This is a genomic window from Bradyrhizobium sp. Kon10 (assembly GCF_055807395.1).
The window spans coordinates 112051-136280 of record NZ_JBVVOZ010000017.1; the positions used below are offsets into that span (position 1 = coordinate 112051).

29 protein-coding genes are annotated in these 24230 nt (G+C 65.0%); 20 read left to right on the forward strand and 9 right to left on the reverse strand.

Annotated features, from left to right (window positions below; translation table 11 throughout):
- The first annotated feature begins 134 nt into the window (after positions 1 to 134).
- Together AC0L2O_RS23270 and AC0L2O_RS23275 are read left to right on the forward strand one after the other, a co-directional pair.
- The gene (locus AC0L2O_RS23270) at positions 135 to 551 is read left to right on the forward strand and encodes a hypothetical protein (protein ID WP_369721010.1); all 417 of its coding nucleotides are present in this window, start codon (positions 135 to 137) and stop codon (positions 549 to 551) included.
- 305 nt (positions 552 to 856) lie between these two features.
- Positions 857 to 994: a hypothetical protein gene (locus AC0L2O_RS23275; RefSeq protein WP_369721009.1), complete on the forward strand. Its 138-nt coding sequence runs from the start codon at positions 857 to 859 to the stop codon at positions 992 to 994.
- A gap of 32 nt (positions 995 to 1026) precedes the next feature.
- Here AC0L2O_RS23275 and AC0L2O_RS23280 read toward each other — a convergent pair whose 3' ends face one another.
- A complete protein-coding gene (locus tag AC0L2O_RS23280; protein ID WP_369721007.1) occupies positions 1027 to 1173 on the reverse strand; it encodes a hypothetical protein in 147 nt (48 codons plus the stop codon).
- 242 nt (positions 1174 to 1415) lie between these two features.
- A complete protein-coding gene (locus AC0L2O_RS23285; RefSeq protein ID WP_473371330.1) occupies positions 1416 to 2498 on the reverse strand; it encodes a branched-chain amino acid aminotransferase in 1083 nt (360 codons plus the stop codon).
- A gap of 338 nt (positions 2499 to 2836) precedes the next feature.
- Here AC0L2O_RS23285 and AC0L2O_RS23290 point away from each other — a divergent pair, with 338 nt between their 5' ends.
- Genes AC0L2O_RS23290 through AC0L2O_RS23300 form a run of 3 tightly spaced genes read left to right on the forward strand, consistent with a single transcriptional unit; the run spans position 2837 to position 5512 of the window.
- Entirely contained in the window at positions 2837 to 3379 is a 543-nt protein-coding gene (locus tag AC0L2O_RS23290) for a MarR family winged helix-turn-helix transcriptional regulator (RefSeq protein WP_409191868.1), read from the forward strand.
- Entirely contained in the window at positions 3376 to 4107 is a 732-nt protein-coding gene (locus AC0L2O_RS23295) for a response regulator (RefSeq protein WP_369721004.1), read from the forward strand. Before AC0L2O_RS23290 ends, AC0L2O_RS23295 begins: the two co-directional genes overlap by 4 nt.
- 16 nt (positions 4108 to 4123) lie before the next feature.
- The gene (locus AC0L2O_RS23300) at positions 4124 to 5512 is read left to right on the forward strand and encodes an ATP-binding protein (RefSeq protein ID WP_369721003.1); all 1389 of its coding nucleotides are present in this window, start codon (positions 4124 to 4126) and stop codon (positions 5510 to 5512) included.
- A gap of 13 nt (positions 5513 to 5525) precedes the next feature.
- Here the strand turns inward: AC0L2O_RS23300 and AC0L2O_RS23305 are convergent, their stop codons facing one another.
- Together AC0L2O_RS23305 and AC0L2O_RS23310 are read right to left on the reverse strand one after the other, a co-directional pair.
- Positions 5526 to 6056, reverse strand: a complete 531-nt coding sequence (locus AC0L2O_RS23305) for a DUF3617 domain-containing protein (protein WP_473371331.1) — start codon at positions 6054 to 6056, stop codon at positions 5526 to 5528.
- Between the two features lie 87 nt (positions 6057 to 6143).
- Positions 6144 to 6437, reverse strand: coding sequence for a hypothetical protein (locus AC0L2O_RS23310; protein ID WP_473371332.1), 294 nt, complete (start codon positions 6435 to 6437; stop codon positions 6144 to 6146).
- A 181-nt stretch (positions 6438 to 6618) separates the two neighbouring features.
- Here AC0L2O_RS23310 and AC0L2O_RS23315 point away from each other — a divergent pair, with 181 nt between their 5' ends.
- The 4 genes from AC0L2O_RS23315 (at position 6619) to AC0L2O_RS23330 (ending at position 9429) form a co-directional block, all read left to right on the forward strand.
- Positions 6619 to 7083: a hypothetical protein gene (locus AC0L2O_RS23315; RefSeq protein WP_473371333.1), complete on the forward strand. Its 465-nt coding sequence runs from the start codon at positions 6619 to 6621 to the stop codon at positions 7081 to 7083.
- Between the two features lie 120 nt (positions 7084 to 7203).
- The gene (locus tag AC0L2O_RS23320; RefSeq protein WP_473371334.1) at positions 7204 to 7920 is read left to right on the forward strand and encodes a ribonuclease T2 family protein; all 717 of its coding nucleotides are present in this window, start codon (positions 7204 to 7206) and stop codon (positions 7918 to 7920) included.
- A 181-nt stretch (positions 7921 to 8101) separates the two neighbouring features.
- Positions 8102 to 8962, forward strand: coding sequence for a 23S rRNA (adenine(2030)-N(6))-methyltransferase RlmJ (locus AC0L2O_RS23325; protein ID WP_473371335.1), 861 nt, complete (start codon positions 8102 to 8104; stop codon positions 8960 to 8962).
- Positions 8963 to 9213: 251 nt separating this feature from the next.
- A complete protein-coding gene (locus AC0L2O_RS23330; RefSeq protein WP_008544396.1) occupies positions 9214 to 9429 on the forward strand; it encodes a cold-shock protein in 216 nt (71 codons plus the stop codon).
- A gap of 86 nt (positions 9430 to 9515) precedes the next feature.
- On the opposite strand, the gene AC0L2O_RS23335 is transcribed toward AC0L2O_RS23330, so the two are convergent.
- Entirely contained in the window at positions 9516 to 10139 is a 624-nt protein-coding gene (locus tag AC0L2O_RS23335) for an outer membrane protein (RefSeq protein WP_473371336.1), read from the reverse strand.
- Positions 10140 to 10389: 250 nt separating this feature from the next.
- Here AC0L2O_RS23335 and uvrC point away from each other — a divergent pair, with 250 nt between their 5' ends.
- The 7 genes from uvrC (at position 10390) to AC0L2O_RS23370 (ending at position 16664) form a co-directional block, all read left to right on the forward strand.
- The gene (gene uvrC / locus AC0L2O_RS23340; protein ID WP_473371337.1) at positions 10390 to 12465 is read left to right on the forward strand and encodes an excinuclease ABC subunit UvrC; all 2076 of its coding nucleotides are present in this window, start codon (positions 10390 to 10392) and stop codon (positions 12463 to 12465) included.
- A 95-nt stretch (positions 12466 to 12560) separates the two neighbouring features.
- Positions 12561 to 13178: a CDP-diacylglycerol--glycerol-3-phosphate 3-phosphatidyltransferase gene (gene pgsA, locus AC0L2O_RS23345; RefSeq protein WP_369720995.1), complete on the forward strand. Its 618-nt coding sequence runs from the start codon at positions 12561 to 12563 to the stop codon at positions 13176 to 13178.
- Positions 13175 to 13426 carry a molybdopterin converting factor subunit 1 gene (moaD, locus tag AC0L2O_RS23350; protein WP_369720994.1) on the forward strand — a complete coding sequence of 84 codons (252 nt, stop codon included), beginning with the start codon at positions 13175 to 13177 and terminating at the stop codon, positions 13424 to 13426. Before pgsA ends, moaD begins: the two co-directional genes overlap by 4 nt.
- A gap of 4 nt (positions 13427 to 13430) precedes the next feature.
- Positions 13431 to 13898: a molybdenum cofactor biosynthesis protein MoaE gene (locus AC0L2O_RS23355; protein ID WP_369720993.1), complete on the forward strand. Its 468-nt coding sequence runs from the start codon at positions 13431 to 13433 to the stop codon at positions 13896 to 13898.
- The gene (gene prmB / locus AC0L2O_RS23360; RefSeq protein WP_473371338.1) at positions 13898 to 14857 is read left to right on the forward strand and encodes a 50S ribosomal protein L3 N(5)-glutamine methyltransferase; all 960 of its coding nucleotides are present in this window, start codon (positions 13898 to 13900) and stop codon (positions 14855 to 14857) included. The genes AC0L2O_RS23355 and prmB overlap by 1 nt, the downstream gene beginning before the upstream one ends.
- A gap of 89 nt (positions 14858 to 14946) precedes the next feature.
- Positions 14947 to 15534: a phage holin family protein gene (locus AC0L2O_RS23365; protein ID WP_473371339.1), complete on the forward strand. Its 588-nt coding sequence runs from the start codon at positions 14947 to 14949 to the stop codon at positions 15532 to 15534.
- A complete protein-coding gene (locus tag AC0L2O_RS23370) occupies positions 15534 to 16664 on the forward strand; it encodes a YihY/virulence factor BrkB family protein (protein ID WP_409191859.1) in 1131 nt (376 codons plus the stop codon). Before AC0L2O_RS23365 ends, AC0L2O_RS23370 begins: the two co-directional genes overlap by 1 nt.
- A 49-nt stretch (positions 16665 to 16713) precedes the next feature.
- On the opposite strand, the gene AC0L2O_RS23375 is transcribed toward AC0L2O_RS23370, so the two are convergent.
- Entirely contained in the window at positions 16714 to 17556 is an 843-nt protein-coding gene (locus tag AC0L2O_RS23375) for a class I SAM-dependent methyltransferase (protein ID WP_473371340.1), read from the reverse strand.
- 121 nt (positions 17557 to 17677) lie between these two features.
- Between AC0L2O_RS23375 and AC0L2O_RS23380 the strand changes: the two genes are divergently transcribed.
- From AC0L2O_RS23380 to AC0L2O_RS23390, 3 genes are all read left to right on the forward strand, one after another.
- The gene (locus tag AC0L2O_RS23380; protein ID WP_473371341.1) at positions 17678 to 19222 is read left to right on the forward strand and encodes a winged helix-turn-helix domain-containing protein; all 1545 of its coding nucleotides are present in this window, start codon (positions 17678 to 17680) and stop codon (positions 19220 to 19222) included.
- Positions 19223 to 19363: 141 nt separating this feature from the next.
- A complete protein-coding gene (locus AC0L2O_RS23385; protein WP_473371342.1) occupies positions 19364 to 20827 on the forward strand; it encodes an EAL domain-containing protein in 1464 nt (487 codons plus the stop codon).
- Between the two features lie 15 nt (positions 20828 to 20842).
- Positions 20843 to 21697: a TIGR01459 family HAD-type hydrolase gene (locus tag AC0L2O_RS23390; RefSeq protein ID WP_369720986.1), complete on the forward strand. Its 855-nt coding sequence runs from the start codon at positions 20843 to 20845 to the stop codon at positions 21695 to 21697.
- Positions 21698 to 21789: 92 nt separating this feature from the next.
- On the opposite strand, the gene AC0L2O_RS23395 is transcribed toward AC0L2O_RS23390, so the two are convergent.
- Positions 21790 to 22185 (reverse strand): response regulator, encoded by a 396-nt coding sequence (locus AC0L2O_RS23395; protein ID WP_007596883.1) that lies wholly within the window; start codon positions 22183 to 22185, stop codon positions 21790 to 21792.
- A gap of 227 nt (positions 22186 to 22412) precedes the next feature.
- Between AC0L2O_RS23395 and AC0L2O_RS23400 the strand changes: the two genes are divergently transcribed.
- Positions 22413 to 23384: a bifunctional riboflavin kinase/FAD synthetase gene (locus AC0L2O_RS23400; RefSeq protein ID WP_369720984.1), complete on the forward strand. Its 972-nt coding sequence runs from the start codon at positions 22413 to 22415 to the stop codon at positions 23382 to 23384.
- Here the strand turns inward: AC0L2O_RS23400 and AC0L2O_RS23405 are convergent, their stop codons facing one another.
- The gene (locus AC0L2O_RS23405) at positions 23385 to 23834 is read right to left on the reverse strand and encodes an RES family NAD+ phosphorylase (protein ID WP_473371343.1); all 450 of its coding nucleotides are present in this window, start codon (positions 23832 to 23834) and stop codon (positions 23385 to 23387) included.
- 9 nt (positions 23835 to 23843) lie between these two features.
- A complete protein-coding gene (locus tag AC0L2O_RS23410) occupies positions 23844 to 24191 on the reverse strand; it encodes an antitoxin Xre/MbcA/ParS toxin-binding domain-containing protein (protein ID WP_369720982.1) in 348 nt (115 codons plus the stop codon).
- Positions 24192 to 24230: the final 39 nt, after the last annotated feature.

Consider the following 24230-nt stretch of genomic DNA (forward strand, 5'->3'; position numbering starts at 1 on the left):
GCCCCCGAATGGTCCGCCCTTGCCGCATCTCTGCCTAGTTGCCGTCAAAATCCGACGCCCTGATGCAGCGGCCTGACACACATCGTCGTGCGGGGGACACTCGCGCTGCGCTCAACGCGAACAGGGGAACATCGATGAACGCCATTCGTCCGGAAAAGGTTGAAGCAACCGAGACCGAAACCGTCGACAGCAATCTCGCCGCCGTGACGGAAGTCGAGGCCGGAATCCGCGATTTCGTCCGTAATGACATCGCCTATCTACGTCGCCCGGCGAGCAGCGCCGAGCCGGCGCTCGATGCATCGGCGGAAGCCACCGTCACCAACGTCAATTCGCTGATCCAACGCGTTGCCGGCACCTCGCTCGCCGAGATCGAAAATCTGATCTCGGAACTCGAGAGCCTGCGCGACCTGCTCCATGCCGAGGGCCAGCGCGTCCAGCGCGAGATCTCCGGCTATGCCCAGCTCAGCCAGGCCGCGATGAAGTCGACCCGTATGATCGCCGACAACGTCTCGCAGTGGAAGCGCGCCGCCGACGGACTGCGCAACAGCTGATCGCAAGCCATACACATCACCAACCGCCGCGCTCCCGAGAGGGACGCGGCGGTTTTGATTCTGCCGCCACAATCCCGCTGTCATCGCCCGACTTGATCGGGCGATCCAGTATCCCGAGGCAGTTGTGATTGAGCCGAGAGGCCGCGGCGTACTGGATGCCCCGGTCAAGCCGGGACATGACAGCGGAGGATGTGGTCCGCCTCGCGGGGCCTAAACAGGTCGCCGCATTGAACCCTACTTCCACTCCCAACGACCAAAGCCCTAGCGCCCGCAGCCTTTGCGGCGGGGCCCCGGGGACATGTCAGATGCAAAGCATTCGGCCCGACAACACCGACCCGATACCGCTGCGGCCGGCGCCGAACCAGTTCGGCACGATCATGCTGCGCTTTGTCGGATTGCTGGCTGTTGCGATTGCGGTTTTGGCGTTGATCTATAGCCGCTGAGCGGAGGCCGGCCCCGAAGAGTTGACGATCTCTTAACGGCTCGCGTCGATGCTCGAGGCTTCCAGGGTGTAGCCGCCATCGGCATAGCCCTTCACCACCATGCCGGCGACCAGCATCACGGCCAGCGTCGCGGTTGCGAAGATGAATCCAACCAGCTTGAGTGCGCCGCGATCTGCCATGGTTCTCGTGTCCCCTGTACTCTGCCCAGTTCGTTCAATTAGACAGCGACAGGTTCATAATTGGTTAGCAACTCGATGGTTCCCCCAACTGCTTCGGGAGTAACCATGTTGCGCAGGCTTATGGCAGCCGGCCGGAATCACGTCCATAGCGCGCGGGCAACACTCGATGGCTTTCTCCACCCTCTCCCCGCAAGAGCGGGGCGAGGCAGCGAGAGAGGGTGCGCACCTCACACGAGGTCGAATCAGATCACCTTCTTGATCCAGTTGTGCGGATCGTTGGTGCGGCCGTACTGGATGTCGACGAGTTGCTTGCGCAGGCCCATGGCGACCGGACCGGCGACGCCGCCGCTGATCTCGAAGTCGCCGCTCACCGAGCGCACCTTGCCGATCGGCGAGATCACCGCGGCGGTGCCGCAGGCGAAGGCCTCCTTCAGCTTGCCGCTGGCCGCATCCTTGCGCCACTGCTCGAGCGAATAGGGCTCCTCGCGCACGGTCTTGCCGGCATCGCGGGCGAGCGCGATGATGGAGTCGCGGGTGATGCCGGGCAGGATCGTGCCGAGTGGCGGCGTCGACAGCGAGCCGTCGTCGAACACGAAGAACACGTTCATGCCGCCGAGCTCTTCGATGTAGCGGCGCTCGATCGCGTCGAGGAAGACGACCTGGTCGCAGCCATGCTGGATCGCCTCGGCCTGCGCCCGCAGGCTCGCGGCGTAATTGCCGCCGCACTTGACGGCACCGGTGCCGCCGACCGCGGCGCGGGTATAGTTCTCCGAGACCCAGATCGACACCGGGGCAGGACCGCCCTTGAAATAGGAGCCGACCGGCGAGGCGATGACCGCGAAGATATATTCGGACGACGGCTTCACGCCGAGGAAGGTCTCGCTCGCGATCATGAAGGGGCGCAGATAAAGGCTGCCCTCGCCGCCGGGGATCCAGGCGCGGTCGATGCGCACGACCTGCTCGACCGCTTCGATGAAGACGTCTTCGGGCATGTGCGCCATCGCCATGCGGTCGGCCGAGTCCCTGAAGCGCCGCGCATTGGCGTCGGGCCGGAACAGGTTCACGCCGCCGTCGTCGCGCTTGTAGGCCTTGAGGCCTTCAAAGATTTCCTGCGCGTAGTGCAGGACGGCGCCGGCCGGATCGAGCTGGAAATTGGCGCGGGCCTCGACGCGCGCCTCGTACCAGCCGCCCTTGGCCTGGTTGTAGCGGACGATCGCCATGTGATCGGTGAAGACCCGCCCGAATCCGGGGTCCACCAGCTTGGCGACACGGTCCTTTTCGGAGGTCGGATTGGGCGCGGGCTGGATGTCGAATGTCATGCTCATGTCCTTGGCTCCCGCTGCCGGTGACGGCGCTGTTCTGCGCCGGCCTGCCCTGTTCGGGCCCGGCTGGCTTAGTTAGGTTTCTGGCCGAACCACCGCCAGCCTTGTTGCGGCCGGTTTCCGTCGCCAGCATGTCGCCGAGGACATGCTTTTGCCGAAGGCGGAAGTCCAGTATGTTTTGCCGAAATGCCGCTCGACAATCGCACGGTAGTTCTGAGTCGGCCTTCGCCGCCTGTCCGGCTCTCGCTGCGGCCGCCTGCTTCGATGCCACCTGACGCGAAACGATCTAAAATTTCGTGCGGGCTGATCGTTTTGTAACATTGGACCCAAGATACGTCAATATGCCTGACATAAATTTCGCGACTCCCTCTCATGACGCCGCCGGGCCCAGGCCAGCCGCGTCCGAAGGAAGCAATTTGCGCTGGGATATCATCGAGCTGCTGTTCTTTGCCTATCGCGACTTCGTCGGCGATCCCGACCAGGAGCTGGAGGCGTTCGGCTTCGGCCGGGCCCATCACCGGGTCATCCATTTCGTCTACCGTTATCCCGGTCTCAAGGTCGCCGACCTCCTCGACGTCCTGCGTATCACCAAGCAGTCGCTCGGCCGCGTGCTCAAGCAGCTGCTGGACGAGGGTTACATCGTGCAGAAAACCGGCGACAACGATCGCCGCCAGCGCCTGCTCTATGCGACGCCGAAGGGCGAGGCGCTGGTGCAGAAGCTCGCCGGGCTCCAGACCACGCGCATCACCAAGGCGCTCGCCGAGCTGGCGCCGCAGGATGCCGACACCGTCAAGCGCTTCCTGCGCGCGATGATCGACCGCGAGGATCCGGACAAGGTGCTGCAGACGATCTTCGCCAACGTCAATCAAGACGCAAAGGAGTGACCGTGCCGCTTGCTGCCACGCTCGCCCGCCCGCCGGCGCAACCCGCCGACGATGCCCCGCATCTGCTGCTGGTCGACGACGACCGCCGCATCCGCGATCTGCTGTCGCGCTTCCTCGCCGGCGAAGGCTATCGCGTCACCACCGCCGCGAGCGCCGGCGATGCGCGCTCGAAGCTCCTGGGCCTGCATTTCGATCTTTTGATCCTCGACGTCATGATGCCGGGCGAAACCGGCTTCGATCTCGCGCGCTTCATCCGGACATCCTCCTCGGTGCCGATCGTGATGCTGACGGCGCGCCATGAAGCGGAAAGCCGCATCGAAGGCCTGCAAATCGGCGCCGACGATTACGTGGCAAAACCGTTCGAGCCGCGCGAGCTGGCGCTGCGCATCAACAACATTCTCAAGCGCGCCGCCCCACCGCCCCAGGCCGCGACCGTGGAGAAGATCGCGTTCGGTCCCTACGTCTATCACCTCGATCGCGGCGAGTTGCGCCAGGGCGAGGACGTCATCCACCTCACCGACCGCGAGCGCGAGATGCTGCGGATCCTCTCGGAGACGCCGGGCGACACCGTGCCGCGCAGCGCGCTGACCGGCAATGGCAGCGTCAATGAACGCGCCGTCGACGTGCAGATCAATCGTCTGCGGCGCAAGATCGAGAACGACCCCGCCAATCCGCTGTTCCTTCAGGCGGTGCGCGGCATCGGCTATCGGCTGGTGGCCTCGCCATAATAGTGAAGCGCGCCCCATGAGCACGATTGATACCGGCCTGACGCTGCTGCGAAGCGCCGCCGGGCGCGTCTCCGCCGCCAATGGCTGGATGGGCAACGCGTTCAAGGGCTGGATGCCGACCGGCCTCTATGCCCGCGCGCTGCTGATCATGATCGTGCCGATGGTGATCCTGCAATCGGTGGTCGCCTTCGTGTTCATGGAGCGGCACTGGAACACGGTGACGCGCCGATTGTCGGCCGCGGTGGTGCAGGACATCGCCGCGCTGATCGACGTCTACAAGGGCTATCCGCAGGACAAGGACCGCGACCAGATCCGCCGCATCGCGCAGCAGCGCCTCGGGCTGGTGGTGGATTTCCTGCCTGCCGGCGACATGCCGCCGCCGGGACCAAAGCCGTTCTTCTCGCTGCTCGACCAGACGCTCTCGGTGCAGCTCGGCCGCCAGATCGGACGCTCCTTCTGGATCGACACGGTCGGCCGCTCCAACCTGGTCGAGATCCGGATCCAGCTCGACGACGCCGTGATGCGGGTGTTCGCGCAGCGCAGCGCCGCCTACGCCTCGAACTCGGAGATTTTTCTGTTCTGGATGGTCGGGACATCCTCGATCCTTCTGATCGTCGCGGTGCTGTTCCTGCGCAACCAGATCAAGCCGATCCTGCGGCTTGCGGATGCCGCTGAAAGTTTCGGCAAGGGCCGCGAGGCGCCGAACTTCCGGCCGCGTGGCGCGCGTGAAGTACGACGCGCGGCGGTGGCCTTCCTGGAGATGAAATCGCGCATCGAGCGCACGATGGAGCAGCGTACCGCGATGCTCGCCGGGGTCAGCCACGATCTGCGCACCATCCTCACGCGATTCAAGCTCGAGCTGGCGCTGATCGGCGACAGCCCCGAGATGGAGGGTATGCGCAAGGACGTCGACGAGATGTCGATGATGCTGGAAGACTACCTGGCGTTTGCCCGCGGCGATTCCGGCGAGCAGTCGCAGCCGACCGACATGGCGCAGGCGCTCGAGGAGCTGCGCAGCGACGCCGAGCGCCACGGCCACACCGCGACCGTGACATTCCAGGGTCTGCCCGTGGTCACCGTGAAGCCGGCCTCGTTCAAGCGTTGCCTCGCCAACCTCGTCACCAATGCCGCACGCTACGGCAAGAGCATCGCCATCACCGGCCAGCGCGATCACCGCTATCTGACGGTCACGGTCGAGGACGACGGACCAGGCATTCCCGCCCATTTGCGCGAAGAAGTGTTCAAGCCGTTCCTGCGGCTGGACAATGCCCGCAACCAGGACGAGGGCGGCACCGGTCTGGGGCTGGCGATCGCCCGCGACATCGCCCGCTCCCACGGCGGCGACATCACCCTCGGCGATAGCCCGATGGGCGGATTAAGGGCGAGTGTGCGGATTCCGGTGTAACCGGCGATGTAGCCTACTTCGGCAGCAGCGCCTTCAGCTTGTCGACGTCACGCACGTTCATCTTGAAGCCGCCGGGCATCACGATGTCGCCTGGCTTCTGGTCGGGCTTGCAAGCCCCCAACCATTTGGCTTCGAGCGTCATGGTGGTGTCACGCCCCGCGGCGCCGGCCGGGCCGCCTTGCGCGTGCGAGGAGGTCTTCACGGTATAGGCCGAATTGAAATCACCGACGATCTCGGCATGCGAGGTCGTTGACATGCCGGCGACGCTGCACTCGGAATCGCTGACATAGCCAGTCGCTGTCTTCTTGATGTCCTGCTTGGCGCAGATCTGCTTGGCCATCGGAGAGACGTTGTTGTTCATCTCCTTGTCGACGGTCTCGTCGGTGCAATGCTGCATGGTCATCTCCGGCATCGCCGAGCCGGTCCGGACCATCTTCAATTCCCACAGCCCGGCCTTGCGCACCGGCAGGTCGTCGGCGCACGCCGCGCCTGCCGACAACACGAGGCCAACGACTGATCCGAGCAAAGCAAGCTGGCGCATCATGCGAGAGGCTCCCGGCTGAGATGTCGTGCGTTGTCTTGGTGTTGTCTTGGCGTCGTCGTGGCGTTCTCTTGCCGCTGCGGGAACGCCTCAGTAGAGCGTGCGGATCGGCCGGTCGGCCGCGCCATAGGGCACCCAGCGGCAGGCAAACGAGATGTAGCCGCCCTCATAGGCCTGTACCGCCAGGAACTTCACCACCTTGTCGTACCGCGCGCAGTGATCGACCGCGAGCTGCCGCGCATCAGCCTGCGTCGCCAGCGAATAGGCGATGATGCCGCCGGTGTCGTTGCCCTTGAACGGCGGGACCGGCAGGAGGTCGGCGCGCGCCGACTGGCTCGCCATCATACCCAAGGCAAGAAGGCCCGCAGCCGCAATGATTCGCATTCCCGTCACTCCAATTGGTTGGCGCCAGTCTACGGTGCCGCCGCAACCGTGAAAAGAACGGAAGTCCGGCTAGGGCGCGGTTGCCTTCAACTCGTCGGCAAGTGTTGCCGCGCTGCACTTGACCCGCCGGGGCCTTCACGGCACCGTTCGACCTTCGCAGATCATGCTGTCTGGATTGCCCATGCGCGCCTCGACCTCCCTCAAATCGCTCCGCTTTGCCGCCGTGCTCGGCCTCATGTTCGGGGCGCTGTCGCTCAGCGAGGCCAAGGCCGCCAATCCGCTGGAGCTGAATTTCTGGCTGAGCGGACCGCGCTATGACGGCCGCGTGGCCGATTGCGACAAGGCGCTGCCGACGATCGCCACCCAGTTCTGGGAAAAGGAAAGCTCGTTCTGGAATTCGTCCTTGAAGATCACGGGCTTCTCGGCGGTTCACGAGACCGCGTTCCGGCCGTGGGCGTCCGACAACATTCCGCGCCGCTACTGCAGCGGCGAGGCCATGCTCAACGACGGCAAGATGCGTCAGGTGCACTTCTCGATCGTCGAGGACGGCGGCTTCGCCGGCTACGGCCAGGGCGTCGAATGGTGCGTGGTCGGGCTCGATCGCAACTGGGCCTACAATCCGTCCTGCCGCGCCGCCAAGCCCTGATCGGAAGAGCCCCGATTCGGACGATCCAGCGGCCGGGAGCATGGCGGCCTGAAATTTGTTCTTGAAATGTTCCTATCGCCTGCTAGGCTCCTCTACACAGTCTAGTTGAGGGGCGTCGCCATGTTTCATTCCAGATTGCATTCGTTCTCCCGCCTGATGATCTCGCTTACGCTTGCCCTACCTCTTGCCCTGTCCCTTGCCGCAGGGCTGCTCGGCCTTGCGGGCAGCGCCCAAGCCCAGGACAGACGACAGAACGCGCCCGGCGAGTTCGATTTCTACGTGCTGTCGCTATCCTGGTCGCCTTCGTTCTGCGAGGAGGCTTCCGAGCGCGGCGGACGCTCGCAAATCCAGTGCGGCGGACGACCCTACGCCTTCGTGGTTCACGGCCTGTGGCCGCAATATGAGAACGGTTTTCCGGAATATTGCCAGCGGCCATCACCGCGGCTGAACCGCAGCATTGTCTCCTCGATGCTCGATCTGATGCCCGCCCCCGGCCTGATCTTCAATGAATGGGACAAGCACGGCACCTGCTCCGGGCTTACCGACCGCAATTATTTCGAGACCATCCGCAAGGCACGCGCGGCGATCAAGATTCCGGCCGAATTTCTCGACCTGTCGCAGGAAAAGACGGTGGCGCCCGCCGAGGTCCAAGAGGCCTTCATCAAGGCCAATCCGGGCCTGAGCAATGCGGCCGTCTCGGTCACCTGCAACCGGACGCGCCTGTCAGAGGTCCGCATCTGCCTCAGCAAGGATTTGCAGTTCCGTGCCTGCGAGGAGATCGACCGCCGCGCCTGCCGCCGCGACCAGCTGACCATGCCGCCGATCAGGGGTGGGTAGGGTCACCCTCAGATCGTCGTTCCGGGGCGCGCGACTAGTCCGCCGACGGGCGAAGGCGGAAGCGTGATCTATCATGCGCGATGCCGCGTGGTCGGTGTGAAATGGATTCGAGCTCGGTGCCGGCGCACCGCCCCGGAATGACAGCAGTTACTTTCATCGCCCGATGTCGTAACTCTCCACCATGAACTACCGTCACGCCTTTCACGCCGGCGGCTTCGCCGATGTCATCAAGCACATCGTGCTGGCGCGCATCCTGACCTATTTGCAGGACAAGCCGGCCGCCTTCCGCGTCATCGACACCCATGCCGGCGCCGGCCTGTACGATCTCGACAGCGACGAGGCGCGGCGCGGCGGCGAATGGCTGACCGGGATTGCGCGGCTGATGCAAGCGCGCCTCTCGAACGAAACCGTTGCGCTGACGAAGCCCTATCTCGACATCGTCCGCGCCTTCAATCCGAAGGGTGAGCTCAAGGCCTATCCGGGTTCGCCGCTGATCGCGCGCGGCCTGATGCGGCCGCAGGACCGCCTCGTCGCCTGCGAACTCGAGCCGAAGGCGCGCAAGGCGCTGATCGATGTGCTGCGCCGCGATGAACAGGCCCGTGTGGTCGATCTCGACGGCTGGGTGGCGCTGCCGGCCTTCGTGCCGCCGAAGGAGCGGCGCGGCCTCGTGCTGATCGATCCGTCCTTTGAAGCGAAGGACGAGTTCGAAAAGCTGGGCGCCGCCTTCTCCACAGCCTTCGCGAAATGGCCGACCGGTATCTATGTAATCTGGTATCCGGCCAAGAGCCGCCGCGCCACGGACGCGCTGGCGCAACTCGTGGCACGCAGCGCAGCCGCAGCAAAGCCGGCGGGAAAATGCCTGCGGCTCGAATTCAGCGCCGCACCGCAAATCGACGGCGCATCCCTGACGTCCACCGGGCTGCTGATCGTCAATCCGCCCTACACGCTGCAGGGCGAGCTCAAGGCGATCCTGCCCGAATTGGAAATGCCGCTCGGCCAGGGCGGAGCGGCCAGATTCCGATTGGAGGTGCCAAAGCCCTGAAGCGCGGTCATCTTTTGGGAAAAAGATGCAGTAGCGGTAGTCAATCTGCAACGAACCGTATTATGCTGTTTCTGTGACTGGCTTTACGTTCCGCTTCCGCGAATGGTTGCGGCGGAGTGAAGGCCTAACAAAGATCCGGTCGGACCGAATGGTCTGCCCAAGGATGGCCAGCTCCCGGGCTTCGTAATGCCCGGTCATGCCGTGACGCGCGTCTGCGTCGCGGCGGAGGAGCAATGAGGGGGAGTTTCCCGATGGCCATGACGGGAACGGTCAAGTTCTTCAACGGCGAGCGCGGTTACGGCTTTATCAAGCCGGACGACGGCGGCCGCGATGTCTTCGTTCATATCACCGCGGTGGAGCGGGCAGGACTGAAGGACCTTGCCGAAGGACAGCGTATCACATTCGAGGTCGAACCGGACAAGAAGGGGAAGGGACCCAAGGCGGTCAATTTGGTGATCCTCTCCTAGCGGACCTCGCACAACAACCTGGCGCAAAAAAAGTCCCGGCCGCGCGCGGCCGGGAAGCTGTAGTCCGGTATTTTCTTGTTTAGGTATCAGAAGTGATAGTTCACGCCTGCGCGCACAACGCTGGCGCTATAGCCGTTTGACACGCCTGTAATGGCGAACTGGCTGGTCGACAGATCGATGTAGAGATATTCGAGCTTTGCGCTCCAGTTCGGCGCGAGGCCCACTTCGGCGCCGACGCCGGCGGTCCAGCCGGCGCTGGTGTGCGACTCTGTCCAGCCAAACGTCTGCGCGCGCAGCTCGCCGAAGGCGAGACCCGCGGTGCCGTAGAACAAGACGTTGCTGAGGGCATAGCCAGCGCGGCCGCGCAGCGTACCGAACCAGGGATTGGAGAACTTCCACGGCGCAAAAGTATCGTCGGCACCGGCTGCCTGGATGTCGCCCTCGACGCCGAACACCCACGGGCCGTTCTGGAAATTGTAGCCGGCCTGCGCGCCGCCGACGAAGCCGGAGGGCTTTGCGGGATTGTTGTCCACCGAGCCCCATTCGTAGCCGAGATTGGCGCCGAGATAGGGGCCCGCCCAGCTATAGGCGTTCAGCGGTTGATTGACGGTATAGGGGGCGCGCTGCCCGTAGCTGAGATCGGCGGCATCCGCCGAAGCCGTCCAGCCCGCAGCAGCCAACGCGGCCACGCCCACAACGAGCCTCTTCATCACACACTCCAACGCAACTGCCGAAACCGTGCGATGCCCGCGCCGCCGCGCAAGGCAAAACCGCATGGTTACGGAACCAAGAACTTTTCGCGTAGGATTTATCGAGAGTTTTAAGTTAAAGGCCTGTTAAGACCCGTTACCGTGCTGTTAACAGACTTAAGAAAGCCTTACCGGGAACTGAGCCGGCCATCCTGTTCGTGCCGCTGAGCCGGAACTTCAAATCGGCGCCCTCAGCACCTAAATTCGTCCCATGATTCCCGATTCCACCGACAACCCGGACGACGCGCGCGCGCGCAAATCGCCGCGCGGCCCCACACCGGACGCCCCGCCCGAGCGGCTGACGCCGCCGGACGTCGATCCCGCCACCGCCGGCGGCGACGACGAGGACGATGCGCGGCTGCCGGACATCCTGGAAGAGAGCGGTGCGGTCGGCGAAGTGCCGTTGGCGACGGGCCATGAGGCGATCGAGCGTGCGGTCCGGCTCGCCCCGACCTCGCCCGGGGTCTATCGCATGCTCGCTGCGAACAGCGACGTGCTCTATGTCGGCAAGGCCAAGAACGTCAAGAAACGCCTGTCCAACTACGCGCGCGTCGGCGCGCCGCAGCCGGCACGCATCCTGCGCATGATCGCAGCCACGGTCTCGGTGGAGATCGTCTCGACCACGACCGAGACCGAAGCGCTGCTGCTCGAGGCCAACCTCATCAAGCAGCTGCGGCCGCGCTTCAACGTGCAGCTCCGCGACGACAAATCGTTTCCCTATATCCTGATCACCGGCGACCATTGGGCACCGCAGATCCTCAAGCACCGCGGCGCGCAGACCCGACCCGGGCGCTATTTCGGGCCGTTCGCATCCGCCGGCGCGGTCAACCGCACCATCACGGCGTTGCAGCGCGCGTTCCTGATCCGCTCCTGCACCGATTCCTTCTTCGAGAGCCGCAGCCGGCCGTGCCTGCTCTACCAGATCCGGCGGTGCGCCGGCCCCTGCACCCGCGAGATCGATTTCCCCGGCTATACGACGCTGGTGCGCGAGGCGACCGACTTCCTGTCCGGCAAGAGCCAGGCGGTGAAGCAGGAGCTCGCAGGCGAGATGGAGAAGGCGGCCAGCGAGCTCGAATTCGAGAGTGCGGCGCTATACCGCGACCGTCTCGCTGCGCTCTCGGCGATCCAGTCGCAGCAGGGCATCAATCCGCGCACGGTGGAGGAAGCGGACGTGTTCGCCATCCACCAGGACGGCGGCTTCTCCTGCGTCGAGGTGTTCTTCTTCCGCACCGGCCAGAACTGGGGCAACCGCGCCTATTTCCCGCGCGCGGAGAAGACCTTTACACCGGAAGAGGTGCTCGGCTCCTTCCTCGCCCAGTTCTACGACGACAAGCCGCCGCCGAAGAGTATCCTGCTCTCGCACGAGATCGAGGAAAGCGAGCTGCTCGCCAACGCGCTGTCGATCAAGGCCGGTCACAAGATCGAGGTCTCCACGCCGAAGCGCGGCGAGAAGAAGGAGCTTGTCAACCACGCCCTGACCAATGCGCGCGAGGCGCTCGGCCGCAAGCTCGCCGATACCGCGACCCAGAGCCGCCTGCTCGACGCGATGGCGACCACGCTGAGCCTGCCGCATCCGCCGAAGCGCATCGAGGTCTACGACAACAGTCACATCCAGGGCACCAATGCGGTCGGCGCCATGATCGTCGCCGGTCCGGATGGCTTCGTGAAAAACCAGTATCGCAAGTTCAACATCAAGTCGGAAGGGCTCACGCCCGGCGACGATTACGGCATGATGCGCGAAGTGCTGGAGCGCCGCTTCAAGCGCCTCGTCAATCCGCCCGAGGACAACGCGGCCAAGCCAAACGACAAGGCCAAGGACGACGATTTCCCGCAATGGCCGGATCTCGTAGTGATCGACGGCGGCCGCGGCCAGCTCAACGCCGTTCGGGAGATTTTCACCAATCTCGGGCTGACCCAGGTATCGCTGATGTCGGTTGCCAAGGGGCCGGACCGGGATGCCGGCCGGGAGACCCTGTTCATGCCCGAGCGCGAGGCGATCAAGCTGGAGCCACGCGACCCCGTGCTGTATTTCATTCAGCGGCTACGGGACGAGGCCCACCGCTTCGTCATCGGCTCGCACCGCAAGCTGCGCAAGAAGGACATCCGCGAGGCCGGCTTGCAGGAGATTCCGGGCATCGGCCCGTCACGTAAACGTGCCCTGCTGCATCATTTCGGAACCCTGAAGGAGATCGAGCGCGCCTCCATCGCCGATCTCGGCAAGGTTCCGGGGGTAAGCGCCGAGAGCGCCCGCAGGATTTTCGAGTATTTCCATCCCCAGCCGGGGTGAAGTGAAGGGGACCACGTCATAGGGGCGTCGCATCCCGTGCTCCATTTGTGAGCGGGACGGTTGACCTTCGGGCAGCAGCGGTATTGGTAGGACGGATGAACATCGCCACGACACGAGGGACGACCAGCCGCGCGATGTCCCTCCCGAACCTCCTGACCTACGGCCGGATCGCCGCGATTCCGGTCGTGGTTGGGTGCATCTATGCGCAGTCGATTTTGGATCAGCCGTTGTGGCTGCGCTGGGTCGCGGTCGCCATTTTCATCGCGGCCGGGGTGACGGATTACCTCGACGGTTATTATGCGCGGATCTGGAATCAGCAATCGGCATTCGGCCGCATGCTCGATCCGATCGCGGACAAGCTCCTGGTCGCCTCCTGCCTGCTGATGCTCGCCGCCGACGGAATCATCCACGGCTGGTCGCTGTGGGCCGCCATCGTGATCCTCTGCCGCGAGATCCTGGTCTCGGGCCTGCGGGAATACCTCGCCGCGCTGCGCGTCAGCGTGCCCGTGACCAAGCTCGCCAAGTGGAAGACGACGGTCCAGCTCGTTGCGATCGGCTTCCTGCTCGCCGGTCCGGCCGGCGACGAGGTGGTGCCGATCGTCTCGATGATCGGGCTGGCGCTGCTGTGGGCCTCGGCCATCCTCACCATCTACACCGGCTACGATTACTTCCGCGCCGGCATCCATCACCTCATCAGGGAGGATGAAGGATGAAGCTGAAATATTTCGCCTGGGTGCGCGAGCGCGTCGGCAAGGCCGAGGAGACCATCGAGCCGCCGGGAAGCGTCCGCACCGTGGAGGAGCTGATCGTCTGGCTGTCCGGCCGTAGCGAAGCCTACGCCTATGCGTTCGAGAAGCCGAAGGTGATCCGTGCCGCGATCGACCATACCCACGTCAAGTCGGACGCCGCGATCGCCGGCGCCCGCGAGATCGCGTTCTTCCCGCCCATGACCGGTGGCTAGGTGCATGAGCGGCCCTGCCACCATCCGCATCCAGGAAGACGATTTCGACATCGCGCGCGAGATCGCGAGCCTGACCGAAAGCCGCACCGACATCGGCGCCGTCGTGAGCTTCTCCGGGATCTGCCGCGCCGACGAGGACAGCGCGAACATATCAGCGCTGACGCTCGAGCATTATCCGGGCATGGCCGAAGACGAGATCAAACGGCATGTCGACGAGGCCATTTCGCGCTGGCCGCTCAACGGCGTCACGATCATTCATCGCGTCGGGCGATTCATGCCCGGCCAGAACATCGTGCTGGTGCTGACTGCCTCGCAGCACCGCCGGGCAGCGTTCGAGGCGGCCGAGTTCCTGATGGATTATCTCAAGACCAGCGCGCCATTCTGGAAGAAGGAAGAGAGCGCCACCGGCACCGGCTGGGTCGAGGCCGAGGCCCGCGACGACGAGGCCGCCGCACGCTGGACCCGATCTTGATGGCAAAAGCTTTGAAAAAGACAGCGCGCAGCCGCGCCGCGCCAAAACGCGCCAAAGTAGGCCGTGGCGAGCTTCTCACGCTGCTCGATTTCGTCCGCTATGCGGTGAGCCGCTTCATCGAGGCCAAGCTTGCGTTCGCGCACGGCACGACGGATCCGGTCGCGGAGGCGGCCTTCCTGGTTTGCGAGGCCCTGCATCTGCATCCCGACCAGTTCGAGGCCTTCGCGCACGCCCGCGTCACGGCAGCGGAAGGCAAGCTCATCGTCGATCTCGTCCATAAGCGCGTCGCCACGCGCAAACCGGCCGCCTATCTCGTCAACAAGATCTACATGCGCGGGCTGCCCTTCTATGTCGACGAGCGTGTCATCGTTCCGCGCTCCTTCATTGGCGAGCTCCTGGAGTCGCATTTCGGCGGCGACGGCGAGGCGGGCTCGCTGATCGACGATCCCTCCGCCGTCGAGCGTGTGCTCGATCTCTGCACGGGATCGGGATGCCTCGCGATCCTCGCCGCGCATCATTTCCCGAACGCCGCGGTCGATGCCGTCGATGTCTCCAAGGGTGCGCTCGACGTGGCCGCACGCAATGTCAGGGAGCACGGGCTCGGCGAGCACATCACGCTCCATCGCGGCGATCTCTTTACCCCGCTCGGCGACAATAAATACGATCTGATCATCACCAATCCGCCTTACGTCGATGCCGAAGGCATGGCGGCGCTGCCGCCGGAATGCCGGGCCGAGCCGAAGCTCGCCTTCGACGGCGGCCCCGACGGCCTCGACGTGGTGCGCCGCATCCTGCGCGATGCGCCCGACCATCTCACGCCGGACGGCGGCCTGCTCTGCGAGATCGGCCGCGGCCGCGAGCTCGTCGAGGAGGCCTTTCCGGAACTGCCGCTGCTCTGGCTCGACACCGAGGAGTCCGAGGGCGAGGTGTTCTGGATCGCCGCCGCCGATCTCCGCTGATCGGTGACGACGGGCACGACTCCTCGGAACAAGTCAAATTCGGCCACGTTCATCCTCCGACGAATGTCTCGTTCTCGGAGGATGTCCGCATGCTCGCGCCATCGGGCGAATTGCTGCGCGCCGGCATGGCGCTCAAGCTCAACCATCTCAAACGCGCCACGCGGTCCTATGTGCGAGATCGCACCAACGAGGCCACCGGGCGCGCGACGTCGTATGCGGTTGCCGCCGGGCTATTCGCAGTCGCGGGACTGTTCGTGGTCGCGGCCTTCTTTGTCGGCCTGATCGCGCTGTACCGGTGGGTCGCGATCGCCTACGGACAATTTTGGGGCTTGGGAGCCGTCGGGGCGGTGCTGTTGGTGCTGGCCGCCGTCTGCGCCGGCATTGCCATGGCTCAGATGAAGCGTAAGACGAAGCCAATCGTGCCGCTCACCAGCCGGCTGCGCGTGGCTATCGCGACCCCGCGCATCCCGCGCGGAACCGTCAAGGACGCGGTCAAGGAGGTCGCGACAACCATTCCCCTCGTGCCGCTCGCGCCGGGCGAACGCGGCAATGGCAGCAAGTCCCGCTCCATCCGCACCAACCGGCCGGTGCAGCTTGGCCTGATGCTCGCAGCAATAGGCGTCCTGGGGCTCACCGCGGCGCGCCGAAGGCGGCACCGGCACGGATTGGACGCGTGATGCCCGCGCGGCGCTCCGAGCAACTCGACAGCTGGCTGCTGATGGCGGCCACTGCCGTGTTCGTGCTGAGCGCGGAACGGTATCTCAAGGACTCCGGCTCGATCCAGTCGGCGCCTCCGCAAGACCACCGCAACAATGAGGCGAATTCGCCGGAGACCAGCGCGGGGCGTGCGGCCGCGCAGCCCGGACGTGGCCGTCGTTCCAATAATCCGTTCGCAATTCCCTGGGCCGGCTGGAAGGATATTTTCTGGCGCACTTATCAGCGCGTCGATGAAGATCGCCTGCTCGCAACCGCGGGCGGCGTCGTCTTCTTCGGGTTGCTGGCGATCTTTCCGGCGATCACCGCGCTCGTCTCGTTCTACGGCCTGTTCGCCAATCCCTCGACGATTGCGGGCAACCTGCAGACCCTCGCGATGATGCTGCCCGAGGGGACGTTCCAGATCATCCAGGACCAGGTCGCCCGCGTGGTGTCCAAAGGCCATACGGCACTCGGGGCCACGTTCCTGTTCGGCCTGGTGTTTGCGATCTGGAGCGCCAATGCCGGCGTCAAATCCATCTTCGACGCGCTCAACGTGGCTTACGAGGAGCGTGAAAAGCGCAGCTTCATCCGCCTGAACCTGGTGTCGCTGGCCTTCACGGTCGGTGGCATCCTGGCGCTGCTGCTGATGGTCGGGACCGTGGTCGCCTTCCCGCTCGCGCTCGGTCATCTCGGCATGGCTCCCGAAAGCAAGCTGATCGTCGCTCTCGCACGCTGGCCGGTGCTGTTCGTCATTCTCCTCGTGGCGCTCGCGATCCTCTACCGCTTCGCGCCCAGCCGGGAAGCGCCGCGCTGGCAATGGCTGAGCCTCGGCGCGGTAACGGCCGCCATCCTCTGGATCGCCGGCTCGGCGCTACTATCCTTGTATCTGTCGAAATTCGCCAATTACAGCGCGACCTACGGCTCGCTCGGCGCGGCGATCGGCCTGATGATGTGGATGTGGATGTCGGCGATCGTGATCATGTTCGGGGCCGAGCTGAACTCGGAGATCGAACGGCAGACCCTGCGGGACACCACCACCGGGCGGCCGAAACCGCTCGGCAGTCGCCAAGCCGTCTCGGCCGACACGGTGGGGGCCAACGCGCCATTCTGACGGCTCGCGGTCAGGCCGAGCGCCGGCTCGACCGCGTCTGGGCCCTAATTCAGCGCTTGCTGATCACCACTTCCAGATATTCGCCATGCACGACCACCGTGCCGTCGTCAGCATGGTTGAACTCGCCGAGCAACGCCATGAGATCGCGGCGCAGTGCGGCCTGTGCCGTCTGGTCCAGTGCGGCGAAGGCTTTCAGCATCGGCCCGTAGTATGACTTGAAGACCTCCAGCCAGTGCTCCGGCGAGCGATAGCGGAACACGAACATGCGCGGCTCGGCGGCGATCTCCGACGCCTGAGCGCCGAACATCTCCTGAAGCCGGGCCAGGGTGCCCCACAGCGCCGGCGACTTCACGCCCGCCGGCGGCGGCAGGTGCTTGCCGATGGTCTTGAACAGCTGGCCGATGAAACCCTGCGGCGTCCAGTTGGCGAGGCCGATCTTGCCGCCGGACCTGCAGACCCGCGCAAGCTCGGACGCGGCCTTGTCCTGGTCCGGCGTGAACATCACGCCGAAGGTCGAGAGCACGACGTCGTAGCTCGCATCCGCGAACGGCAGTGCCTCGGCATCCGCTTCGCGGAATTCGACCGTCAAATGCTCCGCGGCGGCCCGCTCGCGCCCGCGTTTGAGCAGCGCCGGCACGTAGTCCGTGGAGGTGACATCGCACCAGCGCCGGGCCGCGGCCAGCGTCGCATTGCCGTTGCCGGCCGCAACGTCCAGCACCTTGCTGCCGGCGCGCAGATCGAGCACCTCGCAGAGCTGCTCGCCGACGATCTGCAAGGTGGTGCCGACCACCGCATAGTCGCCGGACGACCAAGCGCCCTGCTGACGGTGCTTGACGGCGGCAAGATCGGGGTGGGCGGCGGCTGGCGTGCTGAGCGCTGCGGATGTCGACATGGCAATCTCCTGTGGTTGAAGAACGCCGGGACGATAAGGCGCATGCGGCTCGCTGGCCTTGAGAGCGGCGCTATTTTACGTTCAGATCACCTTGATTTTCGGGCGTAAGCCGAGGCGCAGCGTGCCGTTTCAATTCGAGGATTTCGTGCTCGATCCCGAGCGCCGCGAATTGCGGCGGGCGGACACGCTCGTCGCGCTCGAGCCCCAGGTGTTCGATCTCCTGCTCCATCTGGTCCGCAACCGCGAGCGCGTGGTGACGCGGGACAATATGCTGGATGCGATCTGGAACGGCCGCGTCGTCTCGGAATCGACGCTGACCAGCCGGATCAACGCGGCACGGCGCGCGGTCGGCGACACGGGCGAGGAGCAGCGGCTGATCCGCACCGTCGCGCGGAAGGGCGTGCGCTTCGTCGGCACGATCACGGAGCTGTCCGGCGCCGCAAGGCCGACTGCGGCGGCGACGGCCGGATTGCCACTGCCGGATCGCCCCGCGATCGCCGTGCTGCCCTTCACCAACATGAGCGGCGAGGCCGAACAGGACTATTTCTCCGACGGGATCAGCGAGGACATCATCACCGCGCTGTCGAAACTGCGCTGGTTCTTCGTCATCGCGCGCAACTCGTCCTTCATCTACAAGGGTCGCACGGTTCATTTGCGTGAGGTCGCGGAACAGCTCGGCGTGCGCTATGTCGTCGAGGGCAGCGTCCGCAAGGACGGCGACCGCGTCCGCATCACGGCGCAGCTCAACGATGTCGCCACCGGCAGCCATCTCTGGGCCGAACGTTATGACCGCAAGCTCGCCGACGTCTTCGCGGTGCAGGACGAGATCACGGAAGCGATCGTCGCCGCGATCGAGCCGCAACTCTATGCGGCCGAGAATTTTCGCGCCCAGCGCAAGCCGCCCGACAGCATGGACGCCTGGGATCTGTTGATGCGCGCGCTCTCGCATTACTGGCGCGTGACGCGGCAGGACCATGTCGTGGCGCAAGCCCTGCTCGAAAAGGCCATCGCGCTCGATCCGAACTACGGCAAGGCGCTCGGGCTGCTCGGCACCAGCTACATGTTCGCGGCGCATATGGGCTGGATGGAGATGGCCAGCGCCATATCCGTCGCCGAACGGGCGGCGCGCGCCGCGATCCGCGCCGACGACGAGGATGCCTGGGCGCACAACGCGCTCGGCCACGTCAATCTGTTCGCGCGCCGTTTCGACGACTCGCTCGCCGAGTTCGAGACCGCGCTCCGGCTCAATCCGAACTTTGCTCTGGCGCAGGGCTATCATGGACTGGCGCTGGGCTATTGCGGCCGCTGGCGGGACGCCGACGAGGCCGCGCGCCGGGCGATCCGGCTCAGCCCACGCGACCCCTATGCCCCCGTCTATTTCGGCATCGCCGCCTATGCCCGCTTCCTCGGCAGCGATTACGAGGAGGCGATCCGGCTCGCGCAGGAGGCCTTGCGCCAGCGCAGTGACTTCGTCGGAGCGCACCGGGTGCTGACCGCGGCGGCCGCCATGGCGGGTCACGGCGAGGTCGCCAGCGTCGCCTTGAAGGAACTGCGCCGCGCCCAGCCGAACGTCTCGCTGGCCTGGATCACCGAGTTCATGCCGATCAGGCTCGCTCCCGACCGCGAGCACTACCTCGAAGGCTTTCGCCGCGCCGGCCTGAGTTGAGATCCGAACCGGCCGCTATCCCCTCGAATCAACAATGATGTTACGGTGATGCGGCTTGGGGCGAGCATGGGCGCGACGAGTTCGGACAATGACCCGTGTTTTCCCGGTGAGGCAGCCAGCTCTTGAGGCGTAACGCGCGGCATGATTCGCATCTCGACGATCTTCATCCCCATCTGCATGGTCCTGGTCGCGGCCTCGCTCGGGCTCGTGCTCTACTCGGTCGCCGGGATCAGCGGAACCGAATCCGCGATCGTGGCGCTGACCGCGCTGACCTTCCTGATCCTCTACAACGCGGTGTCGATGCGGCTGCGCGACCGCAGCGACGTGGGCGGCCAGATCGCCGATCTGTCGCGCGGCACCGCCGACCTCGCCCGCCAGGTGGCCGAGTTCGGCCGCCGGCTCGCGGCGGTCGAAGGCCGCGTCGCTTCGTCCAATTCGACCAACTCCGACCGCATCCAGTCGGTGGTCGGTGAGATCAACGAGCTCAGCGGGTTGGTCAGGCAGCTCGCCGCCACCGTGTCGGTCCATGAGGATCTGCTGGCGGATGGGACACCCTCTCCTGCCACTTCTCCTGCCCCGGCTGCGGCCGCAAAGCAGGAACCGAAGGGGCCGGTTGATCTGATCGCAATGCCCGAGGAACGCCCGGTTGCACCGCCCCCGCTCCCGGCGGCGCCGCGGCCCGCGCCCACACCGATGATCCAGGCCGCCGGCGCACGCAACCCGACCCAGATGCTGGCCACGCTGCGCAATGCCATTGACGAAAACCGCATCGACATCTTCCTCCAGCCGATGGTGACGCTGCCGCAGCGCAAGGTGCGGTTCTACGAGGCGGTGACGCGGGTGCGCGACGAGCGCGACCAGCTGATCGCCGCCGAGGAGTTCATCAGCGTCGCCGAAGCCTCCGGCCTGATCGGGCGCGTCGACAACATGGTGATGCTGCGCTGTGTGCAGGTGCTGCGCCGCCTGATGGTGCGCAACAAGGATGTCGGCGTGTTCTGCAACGTCGCGGCCTCCACGCTCGGCAACTCAACCACGTTCGCGCAATGCCTGGACTTCCTCGAAGCCAACCGGGCATTGGCGCCCTCGCTGGTGCTCGAGTTCAAGCAGTCGACCTTCCGCAATCTTGGTCCGGCCGAGACCGAGAACCTTGCCGCGCTCGCGCAGCGCGGCTTCCGCTTCTCGATGGACCACGTCACGGACCTGCGCATCGAGCCGCGCGAGCTCGCCGATCGCGGCGTGCGCTTCATCAAGGTGCCGGCCTCCCTCCTGCTCGATCCGAAGCAGGCATCGACCTCCGACATTCACCCGTCAGATCTGTCCGACCTGCTCGGTCGCTTCGGCATCGACCTGATCGCGGAGCGGATCGAAGGCGAGCGCGCCGTGGTCGATCTGCTCGACTTTGACGTCCGGTTCGGCCAGGGCTTTCTGTTCGCGCCGCCCCGGCCATTGCGGCCGGAGGGGGCATCTGCTACCGGCGGGACCTCGCCGACCCAGGCGCAGGACACTCAGGGACCCAATGGCTCCGGCACACCCTCGGGCGCGAGCTCTACCGCGTCTTCCCCACCGCGCATCACGGGCAACGCGGCGCTCGCGCGCCGCGTCTGATCGGCCGCGCGCATCATGACCGCGCTGCATTTCGCCGAAAGCCTGCGCGAGCTCGTGGGTAGCGTCGACGTCGTGCTCAGCGACATCTGGGGCGTGGTGCATAACGGCCTGGAATCCTTTCCAGAGGCCTGCGAGGCGCTGCACACCTATCGCAGCCGCGGCGGTACGGTGATCCTGATCACCAACGCGCCGCGCCCGGCCGACTCCGTGCAGCGGCAGTTGCGCAAGCTCGGCGTCGCCGACGAGACCTATGACGCGATCGTCTCCTCCGGTGACCTGACGCGGCTCTACGTCGCCGACCATCCTGGCCGGAAAATGTTCTGGCTCGGCCCGGAGCGCGACAACTCGATCTATCGTGGTCTCGACCCGGTGCTCGCACCGCTGGAAGAGGCCGACTACATCGTCTGCACCGGTCTCTATGACGACGAGACGGAGACGGCGGAAGACTATCGCGGCATGTTGCTGCAGGCGCGCGAGCGCAGACTGACGCTGGTCTGCGCCAATCCTGACATCGTGGTGGAGCGCGGGGACCGGCTGATCTATTGCGCCGGCGCGATCGCTGAGCTCTATCGCGAGCTCGGCGGCGACGTGATCTTCTACGGCAAGCCGCACCGGCCGATCTACGAGCGTGCGATGGCGCTCGCCGGCGAACGCCAGGGTCACGAGATCGACCGCCGACGCGTGCTGGCGATCGGCGATTCCGTCCGCACCGACTTGACCGGCGCGCGCGAATTCGGCATCGACTGCCTGTTCGTCACCCGCGGTATCCATTCCGAGGAGTTCGAGGGCCTCGACCAGCTTGACCCGGCATCGGTCATGGAATTGTTCGGCCATCCGCCGAAGGCGCTGATGCGCGAACTGAAGTGGTGACCTCTGTCGTTCCAGAGCAACGAGGCAGCAATGCAGAAGGCCCGGGACTCACGCCCCGGGCCTTGCAGATTGACCTAATGATTTGATCGCGCTTACGCGCTCGCCATGTCCGGGAAGACCGCCTCGATCTTGGTCTTCAGCGTCGCTGCGTTGAACGGCTTGACGATGTAATTGTTCACGCCGGCCTTCTTGGCCGCGATCACGTTCTCGGTCTTGGATTCCGCCGTGATCATGATGAAGGGCGTGGTGGCGAGGTTGGGATCCGCACGCACTTCGCGCAGCAGGTCGTACCCCGTCATCGGCTCCATGTTCCAGTCGGAGATCACGAGCCCGTACTTCTTGCCGCGCATCTTGTTCAGCGCTGCCGAACCGTCGCTGGCATCATCGATGTTCTCGAAGCCAAGCTGCTTCAGGAGATTCCTGATGATACGGATCATGGTGCTGTAATCGTCAACCACCAGAACCGACATCGACAAATCAACCGCCATCTCGACTCCCCCAACGCAAACCCAGGATTTATTACGAATGGACCTGCCGGGCCGTAGCCCGCGGTTCCACGCCTCAAGAACTAGCACCAAGGCGTTAAACAGCGCGTTAACTGGGGCGTTCCAGAAGAATTGAAATCGGGTTCAAGCGGTCGCATCCGCCCGCTTGACTTCATCGGGCGGGTCAAGCCACCGTCCCGGCCGGTCCCGCCGGTTCGAGAATTCCCCTGATGGTCCAGCATTTTACCGTTATCCGCGACATCACGCCGGTTTCCGCGATTCCCAGGGGCGCTGTCGTCGCCATGGGCAATTTCGACGGCGTCCATCTCGGCCACCGGGCGGTGATTGCGGCGGCCCTGGAGATGGGACGGGCCCAAGGCCGCCCGGCGCTGGCGTTGACCTTCGAGCCGCATCCGCGCCGGTTTTTCAGCCCGAACACCCCGCAATTCCGCCTCACGGACGAGCGGGCCAAGCTGCGCCTGCTGGCCGGCACCGGACTTGCCGGCGCCGTCGTCATGACCTTCGACAAGGCCCGTGCCGGGACCACCGCGCAAGATTTCATTCACCATGACCTGATCGGGCGCCTCGGCGTGAGCGGCATCGCGGTCGGCTACGACTTCCATTTCGGCAAAGGCCGGGTCGGCTCGCCGAGCCTCCTGGTCAACGAGGCCCCCCGGCTCGGCATCGAGGTCGACGTGCAGCCGCATATCGACTTCGACGAGCGGCCGGTTTCCTCCAGCGCCATCCGGATCGCGCTTGCGGAAGGCCAGCTCGAGGAAGCCACCACCATGCTCGGCGGCCCCTGGTTCATCACCGGCGAGGTGATCCACGGCGAGAAGCGCGGCCGCGATCTCGGCTATCCCACCGCCAACATCCGCCTCGATGCCAATTGCGGCCTAAAGCACGGCATCTATGCGGTGCGGGTCGGCCACGGCGCCGAGCGGCTGGATGGCGTGGCAAGCTTCGGCCGCCGCCCGACCTTTGACAATGGCGCACCGCTGCTGGAAATCTTCCTGTTCGACTTCAAAGGCGACCTCTACGGCCAGGCGCTCGACTGCGCCTTCATCGGCTTCATCCGCGAGGAGCTGAAATTCGACAGCCTGGAGGCCCTGATCCGCCAGATGGACGACGATTCCGCCCGCGCCCGCGCCATCCTGACCGCCGCGCCGGATGCGTTTCCGAGGCTCGGGACGGTCGATTGATCAATCGGACCGGGCAATGAGCCGCGGATCGAACGGCGCCTGGATCACCTCCGCGACCGTGATGCGCGCGACCTCCGGATGTGCAGGGTTCAGGAGAAAGTTGGCCCCCCGCTCGCTTATGGCAGAGGGCACCTGCAGGAGCGCACTCGTTGAGCGATCAAGCCATCGATCCCCGACCTCACGGCTGACCATCATCTGGGTCCGCCAATCCGGTGGCCATTCCGGCCCGGCGATCTCAACGACAATATCGTCGGGAATCGCGATACGCAGCAATTGGTAGGTCGGCGGGATGAGATCGCGGTCCATGTGGACCAGCATTTCCAGCAATGCGCTTGACGGATGATCGGCGAGATAGACGATCCGCCTCCCCTGCGAATGCCATCTGCCCCCAGCCCTCAGACCGCCGACTCCGGAAAGATCGACGTAGTTCGAAATTCGCCAGAGCTCCATCTGGCGGGCTCAGGCAAAGATTCCGTGATCGATCTGCTCAAGCATTTCGCGGACGACCGCGGTGCCAAGCTCGTCCCTCACCAGATCGAGTGGCCTTTGCCGCGAGAGAGAGGTATTTGGCCGGGTGAGCCAGGCTTCGGCTCTTTCCGCGTCACCGAACACGCGGGCCGCGAGCGTGCTGATATCGAGCATCCGGACCAGTGCCTCACGTTCCGAACCGCCCACCGCAGAGACCATCTCGAGCGAAAACGCTCGCAGACGCTGCTCGGCCTTGGAGAGCACCTCGTTATCGGCTCCTCCATGTCTCCGTAGCTCCTTCAGCTCTTCCAGAACCTCGGCAAGCGGCGCGGCATTCATGAAATTCTCTCCTTGCTTCAATAAATTAGCCTCTTTGTA